Genomic DNA, 18,436 nt, shown 5'->3' with positions numbered 1-18,436 from the left:
GGACCACAAGGTTACTAATCTTTACTGATTAAACTTGTTGTTAAGTGTGATCTAAATCTAATTAGGTGTATCAAAAGTCCGTTAGTATGTAACTATATTACGACTTTTGATACACCTAATTAGATTTAGATCACACTTAACAACAAGTTTAATCAGTAAAGATTAGTAACCTTGTGGTCCTTTTGCTACATCACCTAGCTCAAGCGTATGCAGTAGGTTGGTTAGTAAGCTAGAAGCGCCAAAACGGAATGTAGCTGGAGTCGCCCAGTCATCACCAAGAAGACGTGCAGCAACACCTAAAAACTCTGCAGCAGCTGCTGCATCTTTTACGCCGCCAGCTGGCTTAAAGCCAACCTTAGTGTTCTTTTCGCTGATAACCGTCATCATGATCTCAGCCGCTTCAAGTGTCGCGTTAACGGCAACTTTACCTGTAGAGGTCTTAATGAAGTCTGCACCAGCATCAATTGCTAGCTCTGAAGCCTTACGAATAAGAGCAGGGTCTTGTAGTACACCTGACTCAATGATGACTTTTAAGATAGCTTCATCGCCACAAGCTTCTTTACAGGCTTTAACGAGTTCGAAACCAACAGTCTCATTACCCGCCATTAGCGCACGGTATGGGAAAACCACATCAACTTCGTCTGCGCCGTAAGCGACAGCGGCACGGGTTTCCAATACTGCGATAGCAATATCATCGTTACCGTGTGGGAAGTTAGTCACTGTTGCAATCTTGATATCATCGCCACCAATCTCATTAAGCGTTTTGCGCGCGATAGGAATGAAGCGAGGGAAAATACAGATGGCAGCAGTATCGCCAGCAGGTGTCTTGGCTTTATGACATAAGTCGATGACCTTTTGATCGGTATCATCATCATTTAGCGTAGTAAGATCCATTAAACTAATGGCTTGTTGTGCTGCTTTTTTTAAGTCGCTCATAATAGCTCTCCGAGACATATTCAAATATGAAAAATTTTGATAGAAATTTGTCGTATGGCTGCGCTTAGAGGTGGCTTTATTTTGATTATTGTTTTGGGCCGGGCCTTCGAGCATTGCCAGACCTTAAATGATGAATAGTGGTGAACCATATTCAACTTAAGGTCAATATTCAGGTATCCACATTGCAACATCTTGTGCTGCAATAATCTTGACACGAGTGTCACGACTTGAATCCATGAAGACCGGGAAGGGAGATAAATACTACTTATGTCTGCCTTTCCGCGAAAAGTCCGTTTTAGCGCGTAATAAATCTTATATCAGTTTCAATTAATGCTTACCTAAACAAGCTATCTAAATATAGTCCATGCTTAAGTAAAAATTAAGATGTTTATCTAACCAAATCGATAAAAGTTTCGCTATAACTTAACGGTTAATTTTGCGGTTAAGTTAAATGAGTTAGAGCCGCGAAACATCGCGGCTCTGACATATACTTAGCTATGTTTTAAGCGACTGCTTAGAACTTGTAAGTAGCTGAAACGTAATGGCTGAAACCGCTAGATTTAAAGCCGTCTGAATCTTTAATTAGGTAAACATCTTTAAATGATTTTAAACCATAACCAAGTGCAAAGTTCTCTGAATGCCAGTAAAGTCCGTTAAACATTACACCGCCAGCAGACGCTTGAGAATCTGAAAAATCATCATCACTTGCGAATTGGTAATCTAAGTAACCCTGGTAAGAAATAAATGAACCATTATCAAAGTTAATGAATGGCTTGAACCAGTTCATAGAGAATTGGTAACCATTCCAAGCTTTAGCTTGGATTTCATAGTACTTGTAAAGGTTCACGCTTACTTTACCGAACCATGGAACCATAACATCAGCACCAATACCGATTGAAGCATTGTTCACATCACCAGCGCCTTGGCCGTAAAGGTTTGCGTCACCGCCACCCCAGTTAAATAATGTAGAAATATATACTTCTTGGATTGGACCAGCTGATAAGTCCATACCAGTCATCGCATCGATAGAGAAACGAGGGTTAAACTTCATGAACATTTTTGGGCTACCAGACTTGTCGCTATCTGGACGCTCACTTGGGTTAAACACATCAACATAACCATATAGGTCAACGATGCCAGCGCGGCCGCCGAATTCCATCTCTAGGTAATCATGGCTGCCTTCACCTGGAAGCTCATCAAATGCATACATGTAGTTAAACTGCATCCAGCTGTAATCACCAGCATGGATATCTTCGCCGCGATCTGCTGCGAAAGTTGGTGCAGACATTGCTGCTGTTGCTGCTAGTGCTGTAGCTAGCGCGATAGTTTTAACGTTTTTCATCATCAACCCCATTTATTTTATGGTTTGCTGCTCTACTTTATGAAGAGTCAGCGTTTCTTTTTTATGGCGTCGCATTTTACTTAATTTACGTCAAACTTCAACTGTATTAATGTAAAAATACGAACGCTAAGTTTTAACATTAGGACAAAGTCATGATTTATCGACAGATTAAGCTGCCATATCATTGTTATTGCCGTTTTTATGCCGAAAGGAACCCTAACCTTAGTTATTGATCATTTCGTAAAAATTCTTAATTGGAAAACGATTGACTTAATAGTGGCTCTACTCAAAGGGAGCAGAGCCTAGATTGGGCGACGATTGTCGACCCAATCTCTAAGTGCTTACAATGCTAGGAATAGACCTGCAAGTGTTGCACTCATAAGGTTTGCAAGCGATGCCGCGATAACTGCACGAACACCAAGCTTAGCAAGGTCATGACGACGGCTTGGAGCCATAGCGCCTAGACCACCAAGTAGAATTGCGATTGAAGATAAGTTAGCAAATCCACAGAGTGCGAATGAGATGATAGCTTTAGTTCTATCAGTCATAGCAAGACCTGTTTCAGCAACTACCATACCGCCATCAGCAATATCTTTAAGGTAAGGTGCGAAGTTTAGGTAAGCGACGAATTCGTTAACAATGACCTTCTGACCAATGAATGAACCAGCAACCAGTGCTTCACTCCAAGGTACACCGATTAGGAATGCAAGAGGCATAAAGATATAACCTAGGATAAGTTCCAGAGTTAAGTTCTCGAGACCAACAAGACCACCTAGACCACCGATCATGCCGTTAAGCATGGCGATAAGACCTACGAAGGCGAGTAGCATAGCCCCAACGTTAAGTGCTAAGTGCATACCAGATGCAGCACCAGCAGCCGCTGCGTCGATAACGTTAGCCGGCTTGTCAGTGTCTTCTGGCAAGTCGTCCATTTCGTTTTTAGTGTTTTCAGTCTCTGGATGGATAAGTTTAGCCATCATAAGACCACCAGGTGCAGCCATGAAAGATGCAGCAACCAAGTACTCAATCTTAACGCCCATACCGGCATAACCAGCAAGTACCGCACCAGCGATAGAAGCCAGACCACCAACCATGATGGCGAAAAGCTCTGAGTTTGTCATAGTCGCAATGAATGGACGTACAACAAGTGGCGCTTCAGTTTGGCCGACGAAGATGTTTGCTGTCGCAGCCATAGACTCAGTACGGCTTGTCCCTAGCGCTTTTTGCAATCCACCACCGATGAACTTGATGACAAGTTGCATGATGCCTAGGTAGTAAAGTACTGCGATTAAAGAAGAGAAGAAGATAATGACAGGTAGTACGCGAATAGCGAAGACGAAGCCAACACCGTTTGCGAACATAGCGTCAGTACCTAGACCACCAAATAGGAAGTCGATACCAGCTTGAGAATAACCAATAACATTGGCAACACCCATTGAAACACCACCAAGCACTTCTTGCCCAATGGGTACGTACAATACGAAACCACCGAAAGCGGCTTGAATTGCTAATGCACCAAAAACGGTACGTTTGTTAATTGCTTTTTTATTATTTGAAAGCCCGAAAGCGATCGCAAGTAAGGTGACCACCCCTACTAAACTCATTAAAATATCCATTAACCATCACCCTATTGTTAATACTTTTTAATTATGTTGTTAACCAACCTTTTTCCGCGGTCGATTATACCCGACCGGAACTCTAAAAGCGTCGTATTGATCAAATTTTTGAAGTTTTATTTCAATGATTTGGTTAGTTATTCTGATGCGAGTTACATCTGTTTAACCAAAAAAAACTAAAGGTCAAAGAGTTGCGTAACATTCAAATACAGCTGTTCTGATATAAGAACGTTGGTTTTTTTTTGTAAACTTGCCACCTTTCTGAGTAATAACGGCAAAATCAATGGTGAGTTCCGAACATTTCCACTACTTCTAGGGCTCATAGCAGGGGAATCTGTTTCTAATACAAATGCGCTAACAGGCAATTGCGCGACCGTTTGCTGCAGTTTTTTAGCGCCGTCATTTAATAGTAAACCTCCGATCCCTAGCTTGTAACCTAAATTAACATAACGTAAAGCAAGCTCTGGTCCGCCATAAAAGCCATGGATCACCCCTTTTTTGGCATTTTGGGCGTTTTTTAGTAGGCACAACATCTCTTCATGGCTTTTTACACAATGAATAATGAGAGGTAGATCAAATTCTTCAGCTAAGGTAATTTGAGCTTTGAATACTGCCAATTGTGTAGTGAAATTACTTTTATGTAACTTATCTAGGCCACACTCGCCAATGGCAACGAGTTTCTGCGGTTGACGCACGCTCAACAATAGTTGCCTGAGATTAGGTAACGTTTGTTCTGTCATCGAATGACAGAACCACGGATGTACACCTAAAGCAAAAGGACAATTATAGGCCTTAGCAATGCGAAGTTGATTAGACCATTTTTGTTCCGAAACGCCTGGGATCACAACTTGAGTGATCCCTTGCTCCCTCATTTTTTGGAACAGTTCAGCTCTATCATGATCAAATTCTTGAAAGTCTAAATGTGCGTGGCTGTCTATTAGGGGACTCACTATAATCTTTTCATTGGGGCCGGCTTTTATACTTAATGTTTCCATTTACGCTCAAGCTCCCTACAGTTTAATTCGTTCGCGCTGTGACAATTGCATTTTAGTCTATTTATACCCATAGCATTATTAGCCACTAGTGCCAATGACACTAGCCGTATACTGCAGCCAATAAAAAACCCAAGCTGTGGCTTGGGTTTTCTATTGAACATAATCAGCTGAGATTAGTTCTCACGCGTCTTAGCAAATTCGATATCTGGATAACGTTCCATCGACAGGTTTAAGTTAATCATTGTTGGCGCGATGTAAGTCAGGTTATTGCCACCATCAAGCGCAAGATTCATGCTGCACTTACGTCTAAACTCATCAAGCTTCTTATGGTCATCACAATAGACCCAACGAGCTGTCGCTACGCTAATGGCTTCATATATTGCTTCAACTTTATATTCAGACTTTAATCGACCGACGACGACCTCAAACTGCAATACACCAACGGCACCAACAATGAGGTCATTGCTATCTATGGGCCTAAAGACCTGTACTGCGCCCTCTTCAGAAAGCTGTACTAGCCCTTTAAGCAACTGCTTTTGTTTTAGCGGGTCTCTTAAACGAATGCGGCGGAACATTTCCGGAGCAAAGTTAGGAATACCGGTAAAACGCAGCTTTTCACCTTGAGTAAAGGTATCGCCAATACGAATAGTACCGTGGTTATGTAAACCAATAATATCACCTGGATAAGCGGCTTCAGCTCGGTTACGGTCACCCGCCATAAAGGTCAACGCATCACTGACATTAACATCCTTACCTAAGCGTACATGATGCATTTTCATGCCCTGCTCATAACGACCTGAACAAACACGCATAAAGGCGACGCGGTCGCGATGTTTAGGGTCCATATTGGCTTGGATCTTAAAAATAAATCCACTAAACTTAGATTCTTCCGGCTCGACAACTCGCGTTTCGGTTTCACGAGTTTGAGGCGTCGGCGCCCACTCGACGATACCATCAAGAATATGGTCAACACCAAAGTTACCCAGTGCGGTACCAAAGTAAACAGGTGTTAGTTCGCCTTTTAAGAACAACTCACGATCAAACTCATGTGCAGCACCGACAACAAGCTCCATCTCCTCGCGCACTTCGTCAGCATAAGTGCCGATAGCGTCATCAAGATCAGGGTTGTTCAAGCCTTTAATAATTCTTGAATCTTGTATTGTGTGTCCCAAACCACCTTGATAAAGGATAACCTCATCCCGTAGTAGGTGATAAACCCCTTTAAACTCTTTACCCGCACCAATCGGCCAAGTAATAGGTGCACATTTTATATTGAGCACCTCTTCAACTTCATCCATCAGCTCGATAGGATCGCGTATATCACGATCGAGTTTGTTCATAAAGGTGACAATTGGAGTATCACGTAAACGCGTCACTTCCATCAATTTAATCGTACGTTGCTCAACACCTTTGGCTGAGTCAATAACCATTAAACATGAGTCGACAGCGGTTAGAGTACGGTAAGTATCTTCAGAGAAGTCTTCGTGACCTGGCGTATCGAGAAGGTTAATTAAGGTATCATGATATGGAAACTGCATCACAGAAGTGGTAATTGAAATGCCACGATCTTTTTCCATCTCCATCCAGTCAGACTTTGCATGCTGACCTGACTTTTTGCCTTTTACTGTGCCCGCTTTTTGTAAAGCGTTGCCGAATAAAAGAACCTTTTCAGTAATGGTGGTTTTACCCGCATCTGGGTGAGAGATGATGGCGAAAGTGCGACGTTTGTCTACCTCAACTTTATTGCCTGACATGTTTACCTGTATTTATGGGAGTTTACAAAGGCGGCAATTATAGCTGTTCACCTATATTTTGGCTACCAGTACAGTCGTCTAAATCGATGCTGAAACTGATTTGAAATATCAATAGATCAATAAAAAAGCCTCCAGTAAGGAGGCTTTGTTTAAAATAAATCGCAATAACGTTTAATTAACGACCTTTGCGATAGCCGCATTAACGCGAGCAAGCTCTAAGCGTGCATATCGGTGCTCAACAAAATCGTAGATGTTAGTGGCTAGTGCCAGTCTAAAGTAGTTAGCAGCTTCGGTGTTATCACCCCGCTGCTGGGCTATCTTAGCCATATAAAAATAGGCTTCACATAAACGCTCTGCATACTCATTCGGATGCTTTAAACCCGCTTTCGCTAAAGAAAATACCGCGTCTTTATCTTTGGTCCCTATATAATAGTCAACCAGCGCCGTTGACCAAGCATCTGGATTTAATTTAGCTCGGTTTGCGGTCATTCTCTCGGTAGCGATTTGTGCGTCGACTTCCCTCTCTGCAAGGTACAGCCACAGTACACGGTAACCGTCTGATGTGTCTTTGTTATAAAATGCGGCCATGTCAGCTACTGCCAGTTCAGAACGCTCACCATAGTAAAGTGAAATGCCGCGATTAAGATAAGCGTAATCATATTCTGGTGACAGCTCTAACACCGCATCAAACGCTTCATAGGCGCTTTCGAACTCATTTTCTTGGGTGTAATAAATACCGAGGAAATTATAAGCATCGGCAAGATCAGGTTGTAACTTTAATGCTTGATGGAAATCAATTCGACTGAGAATACGCAGACCAACGCGGTCATAGATCACGCCACGATCATAATGAAAACGCGCCCGCTGTTCCTGCGTCAACTCCATGCTCGACAGTATTTCATTGAGCTTAGCTAAGGTTATTTCTAATTTATAATCAGGGGAAACTGGCGCGACTTTGATGGAGGCTTGTTGGTTGCGACCTGATTGAGTTGAGACACACCCAGTCAGCAATATACTGATCCCAGCCATCACCGCAACCATGATAGTACGCATCTTTTGATTCATCCATTTAACCTTTTGAGTTCAGCAATAGCTCCAATAATAGCAATCCCCTGTTACTACTGCTATCAAGGAATTGAAAAATAATCTCATTTACACTAATAATTAGCCTACGGTAGCGCCTATTTAGTCCTTATTTAGACAATATGCTCGTCTCAATAATGGCTAAAGTAAATGCCAGCCACAAAAAAGGAGGCCCTATGGCCTCCTTTTAAACAAACTATTATCGTTTATTCTGCAGCAGGAGCTTCAGCTTTAGGTGCAGCTTCTTTCATAGAAAGACGCACGCGACCTTGGCGATCAACTTCCATTACCTTAACTTTAACGTCTTGGCCAACTTCTAAGTAGTCAGACACATTCGCAACACGCTCTTCAGCGATTTGTGAAATATGCACTAGACCATCTTTACCAGGAAGAATGGTTACGAAGGCACCGAAGTCTACGATACGAACAACTTTACCATTGTAAATTGTTCCTACTTCAACTTCAGCAGTGATCTCTTCGATACGACGGATAGCTTCTTTAGTGGCTTCGCCATTTGAAGAAGCAATCTTCACTGTACCGTCATCTTCTAACTCAATCGTAGTACCCGTTTCTTCAGTAAGGGCACGAATTGTTGCACCACCTTTACCAATAACGTCACGGATCTTCTCAGGGTTAATCTTAATCGTGGTGATACGTGGAGCGTGAGCAGAGATGTCATCACGATGTGTACCAATAGCTTGGTCCATTACGTTTAGGATATGAACACGAGCACCATAAGCTTGCTTTAGAGCAATCTCCATGATGTCTTTAGTGATACCTTCGATCTTGATATCCATCTGCAATGCAGTAATACCGTCGCGAGTACCTGCAACTTTAAAGTCCATGTCACCAAGATGATCTTCATCACCTAAGATGTCAGAAAGAACAACGAAATCGTCACCCTCTTTAACTAGACCCATTGCAATACCAGCAACAGAAGTCTTAATTGGAACACCTGCATCCATAAGCGCAAGAGAGGTACCACAAACAGAAGCCATTGAGCTTGAACCGTTAGATTCAGTGATCTCTGATACTACGCGAATGCTGTATGGGAACTCTTCTGCAGAAGGCATAACCGCGTTAATACCACGCCAAGCTAGCTTACCGTGACCAATTTCACGACGCTTAGGCGAACCAACAAAACCCGTCTCACCAACACAGTAAGGAGGGAAGTTGTAGTGCAGCATAAAGCGGTTAGTGTATTCGCCCATGATGCTATCAACTTTCTGTGCATCACGCTCGGTACCTAGAGTACAAGTCACTAGTGCTTGAGTCTCACCACGAGTAAATACCGCGCTACCGTGAGTACGTGGAAGTACACCGGCCATCACGTTAAGACCACGAACCATATCTGGCTCACGACCATCGATACGAGGCTTACCCGCTATGATGCGACTACGTACGACTTGCTTCTCAACGCTACTTAATATCTTACCAACTTCACGTAAGTCGACATCCGCATTTTCAGCAACGAGTGTCTCGATAGCGTCACTCTTAAGTACGTTAACCGCGTCACGACGTTCACTCTTATCAGCGATCTGATATGCAGCTGAGAATTTCTCTTCTGCAAGCGCCTTAATTTTAGCGACCAAATCTGCATCAGATACAGGAGCAGTCCAATCCCATGTAGGCTTGCCTGCTTCGGCTTTAAGCTCCTTGATGGCAGTGATCACAACTTGCTGTTGCTCGTGACCATAGGCGACGCTGCCTAGCATCACTTCTTCAGCCAATGAGGCGGCTTCAGACTCTACCATCAATACTGCGCCTTCAGTACCTGCGACGATTAGGTCTAGGTCACTCTCGGCTAACTGACTAACTTCAGGGTTAAGTATATATTCGCCGTTGATGTAACCAACGCGTGCCACACCAAGTGGGCCGTTGAATGGCAGGCCTGAGATAGCTAGGGCTGCGGAAGTACCTATCATAGAGATAACATCAGGATTGATTTCAGGATCCACAGAAACTACTGTGATAATTACCTGAACTTCATTCTTGAAGCCATTAGGGAATAGAGGACGAATGGGACGGTCAATTAGACGTGCAATCAGTGTTTCGCTTTCAGATGGACGACCTTCACGTTTGAAGAAACCACCAGGGATCTTACCAGCAGCGTAAGTTCTTTCCTGATAATTAACCGTTAGCGGGAAAAAGTCACGCCCAGGCTCTTCAAATTTCTTTCCAACAACAGTTACTAATACTGTTGTATCACCCATACTCGCTAAAACAGCAGCGTCGGCTTGACGTGCGATAACACCCGTTTCTAATGTAACGGTGTGCTGACCATATTCAAAACTCTTTACGATTGGATTCACGTGAACCATTCCTTAAATTTAATTACCTTAATTACGCGCGTAAGTATACTTCAAGTTTATTCAATAGATAAAGGGAATAGATTAATGACAAAGCGGAATCTTTTCTCTAAAGTGAGCATATTACTAAAAGTATGTTTCGGAACTACGACGACTCGCCAAGCAAAGAATACATAAGCTATTGAAATAACGGAAAAGAGTTGATGAAGGGAAATTTCAAATCACTGACATGGAAGCAAACAACGCTGGTAGTTTCCGCTACTTTATTTTTTGCTGTTGCTATTTTTCTTGTTGAAATATCGCTAGTTTTTGTTAACGCACGCCAGCAACTTATCTCAACACAGCAAGAATTGCTCAATTCAGTTGAGCAACCGGCGACCAATGCAGTCTGGGCAATGGACGAAACGTTAGCAGCTCAAACCATACAAGGTTTGTTGAAGGTCGATAATATCGCTGCTGCTACCATCGAATTAGACGATGATAGCCGTTTTGTCACCGTCAGCAGTGCGCTGCCAGATGAATCATCTGCGCTATTTCAAAATATCAGTGATGAACTGTTTGGCGACCTCAATCAAATATCTCGCACGCTTTACCGTCCTTTTTTCAGTAGCAGTAACGATAAGATAGAGCTCATTGGTAAACTAACGGTCCATTATGATACACAAGCGCTAACGAGCTCGTTATTCTCGACTTTACGCTATAGTTTCTGGGCCACCTTAGCCCGCGCATTTTTACTCACACTCGTCCTATCTATTGTGTTTCACCGCTTCTTAACTCAACCGATAGCGCGCATCAGTGAAGCCATAGACAGAATAGACCCTGAGTCACCAGGCGACAATTTATTGCCAAACTCACGACCACACATGGATGATGAACTCGGTCTAGTCACCAGTAAATTCAATCAAATCTTAGTCCAATTTGCTAAAACTCAAAATAAACTGCGTAAAATGGCAACCAGAGATCCATTGACAGGCTTACCCAATCGCGCTCTTTTGCTAGAGAGCATTGCAGTGACCATTCAACGATCTCGAATACATAGAACGCAGTTTGTCCTGCTGTTTATTGACTTAGATAGGTTTAAAAACGTGAATGATTCGCTTGGCCATGCATTTGGTGATCAGTTTTTAGTACAGATAGCACGAATATTAGAAAGTGCAGTCGCAGAGCTAGGAACGGTTGCTCGTTTAGGCGGTGATGAGTTTGTTATTTTGGCCGATGAATTGACGTCTCCAGCCCAAGCTGCCGAGTTCGTCGATAAACTATTGTTGCAGCTCAATACACCGATGCTGCTTGATGAACATGCAATTCATCCTGCCGCATCAGTTGGAATATCTATCTATCCTGATGATGGTTTGACCGCTGACGATCTTATTCGCCACGCTGACATCGCGATGTATAGTGCAAAAGCAGCGGGCTCCAATCAATGGGCATTCTTCAAGCAACAGATGACAGAACGCGCAGCGGTTCGCTTAAGAACCGAAGCCTCACTGCATGACGCACTCATAAATGACGAATTTGTACTGCACTTCCAACCTAAGCTCGATATTAGAACCGGCGAACTTCTTGGTTGTGAAGCACTCATTCGGTGGCAGAAAGATGGCCGACTTATTAGCCCGATGTCGTTTATCCCCGTCGCCGAAGAAACTGGAATTATCATTCCAATCGGTCGTTGGGTGATAGAGCAGAGTTGTCGCACTATTCAGAAGTGGCAACAACAGTACAATGTAACACTGCCTATTGCTGTTAATGTCGCCTCACAGCAATTTGAACACCGAAGTCTAGTGCCTGATATAAAACAGACAGCATTACGCTACCAGATTGCAGCTGAACTATTAGAGATTGAGATCACTGAAACATCACTAATGAATGACGTACCACTGGCGATTGACAAGCTTGAGCAATTGCGCGCCGCTGGGTTTGGCATTGCAGTCGATGACTTTGGTACGGGTTACTCCTCTCTGTCATATCTACGCCATTTACCAATAACTACCATCAAAATTGATAGATGCTTTGTGAATGATTTACCACAAGAGAGTGCCATCGCTTCGACTATTTTAATGCTGGGAAAGCAACTAAATTTAAAAATTGTTGCAGAAGGGATTGAAAACGAAGCGCAGCTTAAATGGCTGCAAGAGCAAGATTGCTTAATAGGCCAAGGTTATTTCTTTAGCAAGCCCTTAGCATTAGCGGCATTCGAAGATAAATACATTAAACTCAATACCCAAGCAGCCCAAGCAGCCCAAGCAGTAACCTAATATCTCCTGCTATTATCTGTGTTAACACTTTATTTTAAGTACAAAAAAAGGAGGCTAAGCCTCCTTTTTATAGGTCAAACGTTATCTAATTAAAGATTAACGACGTAGACCTAACTTCTTGATTAGCTCTTGGTAACGAACATTTTCAGTACGCTTAAGGTATGCAAGAAGTTTACGACGTGTATTTACCATACGTAGTAGACCACGACGTGAATGGTGATCATGGATGTGCTCTTTGAAATGGCCTTGAAGGTGGTTAATCTGCGCAGTTAGCAGAGCAACTTGAACTTCAGAAGAACCAGTATCATTTTCGCAACGACCAAATTCAGCTAAGATTTCAGCTTTTTTCTCAACACTTAGTGACATTTCTATCTCCAAAATAATAATTAAAAATCTTTAGCCGATCACTAACTCAGCCAAAGTGAGCGCGTATTCTACCTATTAAGCAAAGTAGTAGCAACTAGATTTCTCTAGCGCACGACAAAACATCGCTATTGGTCAGATTCTGTTCTCAAAACGATAAGTCGCTTAGGTGCAAGTAGACCATCATCATTCATTTGGCCAACGCCAACAAACTTGCGCTCCTCACCTAAGGTGATCCGCACAAGTTCATCAACCGGTAAATTAGCCACCTGAACCGGATTCCCATTCATTAAGAAGGGAGCGATATCGTCAGAGACGTTTATCTCTTTAAAGCCACTAACCGCAGTATCCATCGGTAATAACAGTGGATCCAATACCTCTGATAAGGTTAGAGACTCCTCTTCGACCTTAGCCACAAGTGCTTCAAGCTGTGCTAGAGACACCATATTATCGTATGGGTAACCCGCGACTTGGGTGCGACGCAACATAATGACATGTGCACCACAGCCTAGCATTTCACCTAAATCATCGGTGATGGTGCGGATATAAGTCCCTTTAGAACAATGTATATCTAAGGTTAACTCATCGCCTTCAAGGCTGATGAAGTTAAGCTCAAAAACATTGATAGGACGCGCTTCACGCGGAACCTCAATGCCTTCACGTGCATACTTATATAAAGGTTTCCCTTGATATTTAAGCGCCGAGTACATTGAAGGAACTTGCATGGTTTTACCGCGAAAATATTCAAGAGCTGTATCTAGCTGCGCTTGAGTAAAATCTATTTCACGTGTTTGGACGACTTCACCATCAGAATCGCTGGTATCAGTACGTTGCCCAAGTTTAGCGGTCACCAAGTAACGTTTATCAGCATCAAGCAGATGCTGAGAGAACTTAGTCGCCTCGCCTAAACAGATAGGTAACATGCCTGTTGCTAATGGATCAAGCGCACCAGTATGGCCAGCTTTGTTTGCATCAAAAAAGCGCTTAACTCTTTGTAATGCAAAGTTTGAACTCATACCAGTGTCTTTATCAAGCAATAACACACCATCGACATGACGACCACGAGAACGACGACCCATTACTTGTCGTCCTCAGCCTTGCCGCTGTCTTGGTCAACATCTTCTTGAGTGCCGTGCTCTTGTTGCTTTGCTTTATCATTACTGATCACGCGGCTAACAAGGTTTGACATACGCATACCTTCAACCAGTGAACTGTCATAGATAAAACGCAGTTCAGGCATCACACGCAGCTTCATACGACCAGCCACAAGCGAGCGGATATAGCCCGCTGCATCATCTAATGCCTGAACTTTTTCTTTAACAAGATTTTCGTCTTCTTCAAAGAAAGTCACATAAACTTTTGCATAGCTTAAGTCACGCGAAACATCGACATCATTCACAGTGACAAAACCGATACGAGGGTCTTTCATGTCACGCTGTAGCACTTGTGCCAGCTCTTGCTGTAGCTGCTGGGCTATGCGGCGTGTACGACTAAATTCTTTTGCCATAATATATTTGCCATTTACTTTAAAGAATAAAGGCGGCTAACGCCGCCCTTATAAATAAGTTACAAGATAGGTTACAGAGTACGCGCTATCTCAACGGTTTCGAAGACTTCAATTTGATCGCCAACTCTGACGTCATTATAGTTCTTCACACCGATACCACATTCCATGCCGTTACGAACGTCGCTAACATCGTCTTTAAAGCGACGAAGAGATTCAAGCTCACCTTCGTAGATAACAATGTTCTCACGTAGAACACGGATTGGAGCACTACGCTTAATCGTACCTTCAGTAACCATACAACCAGCGATAGAACCAATCTTAGGAGACTTAAAGACATCACGAACTTGAGCAAGACCAATAATTTCTTGTCTAAATTCAGGTGATAACAAGCCGCTCATCGCGTCTCTAACTTCATCAATCAACTGATAAATGATGCTGTAATAACGAAGATCAACACTTTCTCTGTCAATCACTTTACGCGCTTGTGCGTCTGCACGAACGTTAAAGCCGATCATAATAGCGTTAGATGCTGCCGCTAGGGTTGCATCAGTTTCAGTCAATCCACCTACGCCGCGAGCGATGATGTTAACTTTAACTTCGTCAGTAGATAGCTTATTAAGCGAATCTGAAATCGCTTCAAGTGAACCTTGAACGTCAGCTTTCAGTACCAAGTTAAGCTCTTCAACTTCACCTTCAACCATATTGGCGAACATGTTTTCCAGCTTAGACTTCTGCTGGCGAGCCAACTTAACGTCACGGAACTTACCTTGACGATAGAGTGCAACTTCACGCGCTTTACGCTCATCACGTACCACAGTCGCTTCATCACCCGCAGACGGTACACCAGAAAGACCTAGTATTTCTACCGGAATTGATGGACCCGCTTCAGTGATGGCTTGACCGTTTTCATCACGCATAGCACGGATTTTACCGTATTCAAGACCACAAAGAACGATATCGCCCTGCTTCAATGTACCTTCTTGTACCAGCACGGTTGCAACTGGACCACGGCCTTTATCAAGCTTAGATTCAACCACCACACCAGCAGCCATACCTTCACGAACCGCTTTAAGCTCTAGGACTTCAGATTCAAGAAGAATACCTTCTAGTAACTCATCAATTCCTTCTCCGCTCTTAGCTGAAACGTGAACAAACATGTTCTCTCCGCCCCAATCTTCTGACATTATGCCATGTTGAGACAGTTCAGATTTAACACGTTCAGGATCAGCTTCGGGCTTATCCATCTTGTTAACAGCAACAATCAGCGGTACACCACCGGCTTTAGCATGCTGGATAGCTTCGATGGTTTGTGGCATAACGCCATCATCAGCCGCAACCACTAGAATGACGATGTCAGTCGCTTTAGCACCACGAGCACGCATTGCGGTAAACGCCGCGTGACCAGGGGTATCTAAGAAGGTGATCATGCCGTTTTCAGTTTCGACGTGATAAGCACCAATATGCTGAGTAATACCACCGGCTTCGCCAGAGGCTACTTTTGCACTACGAATGTAATCAAGTAGTGATGTCTTACCATGGTCAACGTGGCCCATGATAGTCACAACTGGAGCACGTGGTTCAACGCTTACATCGCCATTACGGTCAGCAAGCACTTGATGCTCTAGTTCGTTTTCGCGAGTCAGAACAACTTTATGCCCCATATCTTCAGCAACAAGCTGCGCAGTTTCTTGATCAAGGACTTGGTTAATCGTAACCATAGAGCCCATCTTCATCATCTGCTTGATGATCTCAGTCGCTTTCACTGCCATTTTTGAAGCTAATTCTGAAACCGAAACGGTTTCACCGATGCTAACTTCTGCTTTAACGACAACAGCTGACTTATTGAACGCGTGGTCCATTGATTCAGGTGCAACGCTACGAGCATTACGTGAATTACGTGAATTACGTGAATTACGGCTGTCACGACGGTTGTCCTTGCCACCGCGACGCTTTCCTTTACCCGTTGTAGCAGGTGCAGGGGTCGGTGCTTTACGCGGACGACGGTCACGTTTTTCTGCATTGGCATCGGCGGTATCTTCTGCAGCACGCGCTTCGGTAGACGTAGTGACATGGTGATCACCCGTTTTTTCAGCTTCTTTACGTGCTTTTTCTTCTTCAGCCCAACGCTTAGCATTTTCTTCAGCTAGTCGACGTGCTTCTTCAGTTGCTGCAACACCTTCTGCATTGGCCTTTGCCTTAGCAACTTCATCTTGTACTGTCTGCAGCTTGACAGCTTCGGCTTTAGCGGCTTTTTCATCTGCAGTTTGCACTGGAGCGGCTTCTTGCTTTGCCACTTTAGCAGCTTTTGCTTTAGCTTCTTCGTCAGCTTTTTGCTTTGCTTCAGTGTTCACTTTAGCTTCAGCTTCAGCTTTCGCTGCCGCAGCTTTAGCGTCTGCTTCAGCTTTTGCTGTTGCCGCTAGTTCAGCTTCTTGCGCTTCATCACGCTTAACAAAAGTACGTTTTTTGCGCACCTCTACTTTAACGTCCTTTGATTTACCGCCACTGCCGGCCACGCTCAGAGTTGATACTGACTTGCGTTGCAGTGTCATTTTAGTTGGTGCAGCATCGCCACCGTGTTGCTTCTTCAAAAAATCAAGCAACTGCTGTTTTTCTGATTCAGAAACCGTATCCGTTGTCGATTTCTTAATGCCAGCCTGAGAAAACTGTTCGACGAGTCGATCAGCACTTTTCCCAACTTCTGTGGCTAGCTTGTCTACTGTTGTATCTGCCATTATTTAATTCCCCTCTGTTGATCGACTTATGCTTCTTCGCCAAACCAACAGATATTACGGGCAGCCATAATGAGCTCACCTGCTTTTGCTTCTGTTAATTCTTCAATTTCGATCAAATCATCAATGCCTTGTTCGGCCAAATCTTCTAGCGTGATTACGCCTTTGCTTGCAAATACGAATGCCAAGTGTCTATCTAAACCTTCTAATGCTAGCAGGTCTTCACTTGGTGAAACACCATCAAGTGCTTCCTCAGTCGCAAGTGCGCGAGTCGAGATCGCCGCTTTTGCACGTTCTCTTAAAGACTCGACGACATCTTCGTCAAATCCATCTATTTCTAATAGTTCTGCTGTTGGTACGTAAGCAATCTCTTCTAAAGAGGTAAAGCCTTCGTCAGCCAAAACTTGGGCAAACTCTGCATCGACGTCTAGCGCCTGAATCAGTAAGTCAACCACCTTAGCGCTTTCTGCTTGGTGCTTAGCTTTCATGTCATCAACAGTCATGACGTTTAGTTCCCAACCAGACAGTTGAGTCGCTAGACGAATATTCTGACCATTACGACCAATTGCTTGCGCTAGGCTATCAGCCTCTACAGCGATATCCATTGTGTGGTTGTCTTCATCTACGATGATTGACGCCACATCAGCAGGTGCCATACAGTTGATGACATATTGTGCAGGGTTATCGTCCCAAAGCACGATATCAACACGCTCGCCACCCAGTTCGTTTGAAACGGCTTGAACACGAGCACCACGCATACCAACACACGCACCGATAGGGTCGATACGACGATCGTTAGATTTCACGGCAATCTTTGCACGGGAACCTGGATCACGAGCTGCGCCCATAATTTCGATCATCTCATCGGCAATTTCAGGTACTTCCACACGGAAAAGCTCTATCAGCATTTCTGACTTAGTGCGTGTTAGAAACAACTGAGCGCCACGCGCTTCAGGACGTACCGAGTAAAGTAATGCACGTACACGATCACCAGGGCGGAAAGACTCACGGGAGATCAAGTCTTCTTTGAACAGTACGCCATCAGCGTTAGTGCCCAAATCAACGATAACGCTTTCGCGGTTACTTTTCTTAACCACACCGACAATCAACTCACCTTCGCGGTCGCGAAATTGTTCAACGATCTGTTCACGTTCAGCTTCACGTACTTTTTGTACAATAACTTGCTTTGCCGTTTGCGTGGTAATACGGTCGAATGCTACTGAATCGATTTCATCTTCTATAAAGCCGCCAAGCTCAATTTCAGGCTCATCATATACTGCCGCTTCGAGTGTAATTTCACGGAAAGGGTTTTCTAATGGCTCGCCAGTGTCTTCAACAACCATCCAACGACGGAAAGTGGCATAGGCACCCGTTTTGCGATCAATAGCGACACGAACTTCAATGTCACCTTCATATTTTTTCTTGGTTGCTGTGGCTAGTGCAATTTCCAACGCTTCGAAAATCTTCTCGCGTGGTACACCTTTCTCATTTGAAACCGCCTCAGCGACTAGCAGGATCTCTTTATTCATTCTCTTGCCTCGTTCACC

General features: G+C 43.7%; 13 protein-coding genes. 1 reads left to right on the top strand and 12 read right to left on the bottom strand.

Annotated elements, in window-relative coordinates:
• Positions 1-162: 162 nt before the first annotated feature.
• The 7 genes from deoC to pnp form a co-directional block, all read right to left on the bottom strand.
• The gene (deoC, locus tag L2755_RS15180; RefSeq protein ID WP_248981528.1) at positions 163-936 is read right to left on the bottom strand and encodes a deoxyribose-phosphate aldolase; all 774 of its coding nucleotides are present in this window, start codon (positions 934-936) and stop codon (positions 163-165) included.
• A gap of 514 nt (positions 937-1,450) precedes the next feature.
• Positions 1,451-2,278, bottom strand: coding sequence for a nucleoside-specific channel-forming Tsx family protein (locus L2755_RS15175; protein WP_248981527.1), 828 nt, complete (start codon positions 2,276-2,278; stop codon positions 1,451-1,453).
• Positions 2,279-2,619: 341 nt separating this feature from the next.
• Entirely contained in the window at positions 2,620-3,894 is a 1,275-nt protein-coding gene (locus tag L2755_RS15170) for a NupC/NupG family nucleoside CNT transporter (protein WP_248981526.1), read from the bottom strand.
• Positions 3,895-4,070: 176 nt separating this feature from the next.
• Positions 4,071-4,889 (bottom strand): TatD family hydrolase, encoded by an 819-nt coding sequence (locus L2755_RS15165; protein ID WP_248981525.1) that lies wholly within the window; start codon positions 4,887-4,889, stop codon positions 4,071-4,073.
• 173 nt (positions 4,890-5,062) lie between these two features.
• Positions 5,063-6,643, bottom strand: coding sequence for a peptide chain release factor 3 (prfC, locus tag L2755_RS15160; RefSeq protein ID WP_248981524.1), 1,581 nt, complete (start codon positions 6,641-6,643; stop codon positions 5,063-5,065).
• 171 nt (positions 6,644-6,814) lie between these two features.
• The gene (gene nlpI / locus L2755_RS15155; protein ID WP_248981523.1) at positions 6,815-7,708 is read right to left on the bottom strand and encodes a lipoprotein NlpI; all 894 of its coding nucleotides are present in this window, start codon (positions 7,706-7,708) and stop codon (positions 6,815-6,817) included.
• A 224-nt stretch (positions 7,709-7,932) separates the two neighbouring features.
• Positions 7,933-10,038, bottom strand: a complete 2,106-nt coding sequence (gene pnp, locus L2755_RS15150) for a polyribonucleotide nucleotidyltransferase (RefSeq protein ID WP_248981522.1) — start codon at positions 10,036-10,038, stop codon at positions 7,933-7,935.
• A gap of 200 nt (positions 10,039-10,238) precedes the next feature.
• Here pnp and L2755_RS15145 point away from each other — a divergent pair, with 200 nt between their 5' ends.
• Positions 10,239-12,290 carry a putative bifunctional diguanylate cyclase/phosphodiesterase gene (locus tag L2755_RS15145; RefSeq protein ID WP_248981521.1) on the top strand — a complete coding sequence of 684 codons (2,052 nt, stop codon included), beginning with the start codon at positions 10,239-10,241 and terminating at the stop codon, positions 12,288-12,290.
• Between the two features lie 96 nt (positions 12,291-12,386).
• On the opposite strand, the gene rpsO is transcribed toward L2755_RS15145, so the two are convergent.
• The 5 genes from rpsO to nusA all read right to left on the bottom strand — a co-directional run bounded on the left by rpsO (position 12,387) and on the right by nusA (position 18,418).
• Positions 12,387-12,656 carry a 30S ribosomal protein S15 gene (rpsO, locus tag L2755_RS15140; RefSeq protein WP_202286037.1) on the bottom strand — a complete coding sequence of 90 codons (270 nt, stop codon included), beginning with the start codon at positions 12,654-12,656 and terminating at the stop codon, positions 12,387-12,389.
• A gap of 125 nt (positions 12,657-12,781) precedes the next feature.
• On the bottom strand, positions 12,782-13,732 hold the full coding sequence (gene truB, locus L2755_RS15135; RefSeq protein WP_248981520.1) for a tRNA pseudouridine(55) synthase TruB: 951 nt from the start codon (positions 13,730-13,732) through the stop codon (positions 12,782-12,784).
• Positions 13,732-14,160, bottom strand: coding sequence for a 30S ribosome-binding factor RbfA (gene rbfA, locus L2755_RS15130; RefSeq protein WP_248981519.1), 429 nt, complete (start codon positions 14,158-14,160; stop codon positions 13,732-13,734). The genes truB and rbfA overlap by 1 nt, the downstream gene beginning before the upstream one ends.
• A 71-nt stretch (positions 14,161-14,231) precedes the next feature.
• Entirely contained in the window at positions 14,232-16,892 is a 2,661-nt protein-coding gene (gene infB, locus L2755_RS15125; RefSeq protein ID WP_248981518.1) for a translation initiation factor IF-2, read from the bottom strand.
• A 26-nt stretch (positions 16,893-16,918) separates the two neighbouring features.
• A complete protein-coding gene (gene nusA / locus L2755_RS15120) occupies positions 16,919-18,418 on the bottom strand; it encodes a transcription termination factor NusA (protein ID WP_248981517.1) in 1,500 nt (499 codons plus the stop codon).
• Positions 18,419-18,436: the final 18 nt, after the last annotated feature.

Source organism: Shewanella abyssi, assembly GCF_023284025.1.
Taxonomy (GTDB): Bacteria; Pseudomonadota; Gammaproteobacteria; order Enterobacterales; family Shewanellaceae; genus Shewanella; species Shewanella abyssi.
The sequence above is the reverse complement of the archived record's forward strand: the minus strand, read 5'-3'. Positions and strand labels throughout refer to the sequence as shown.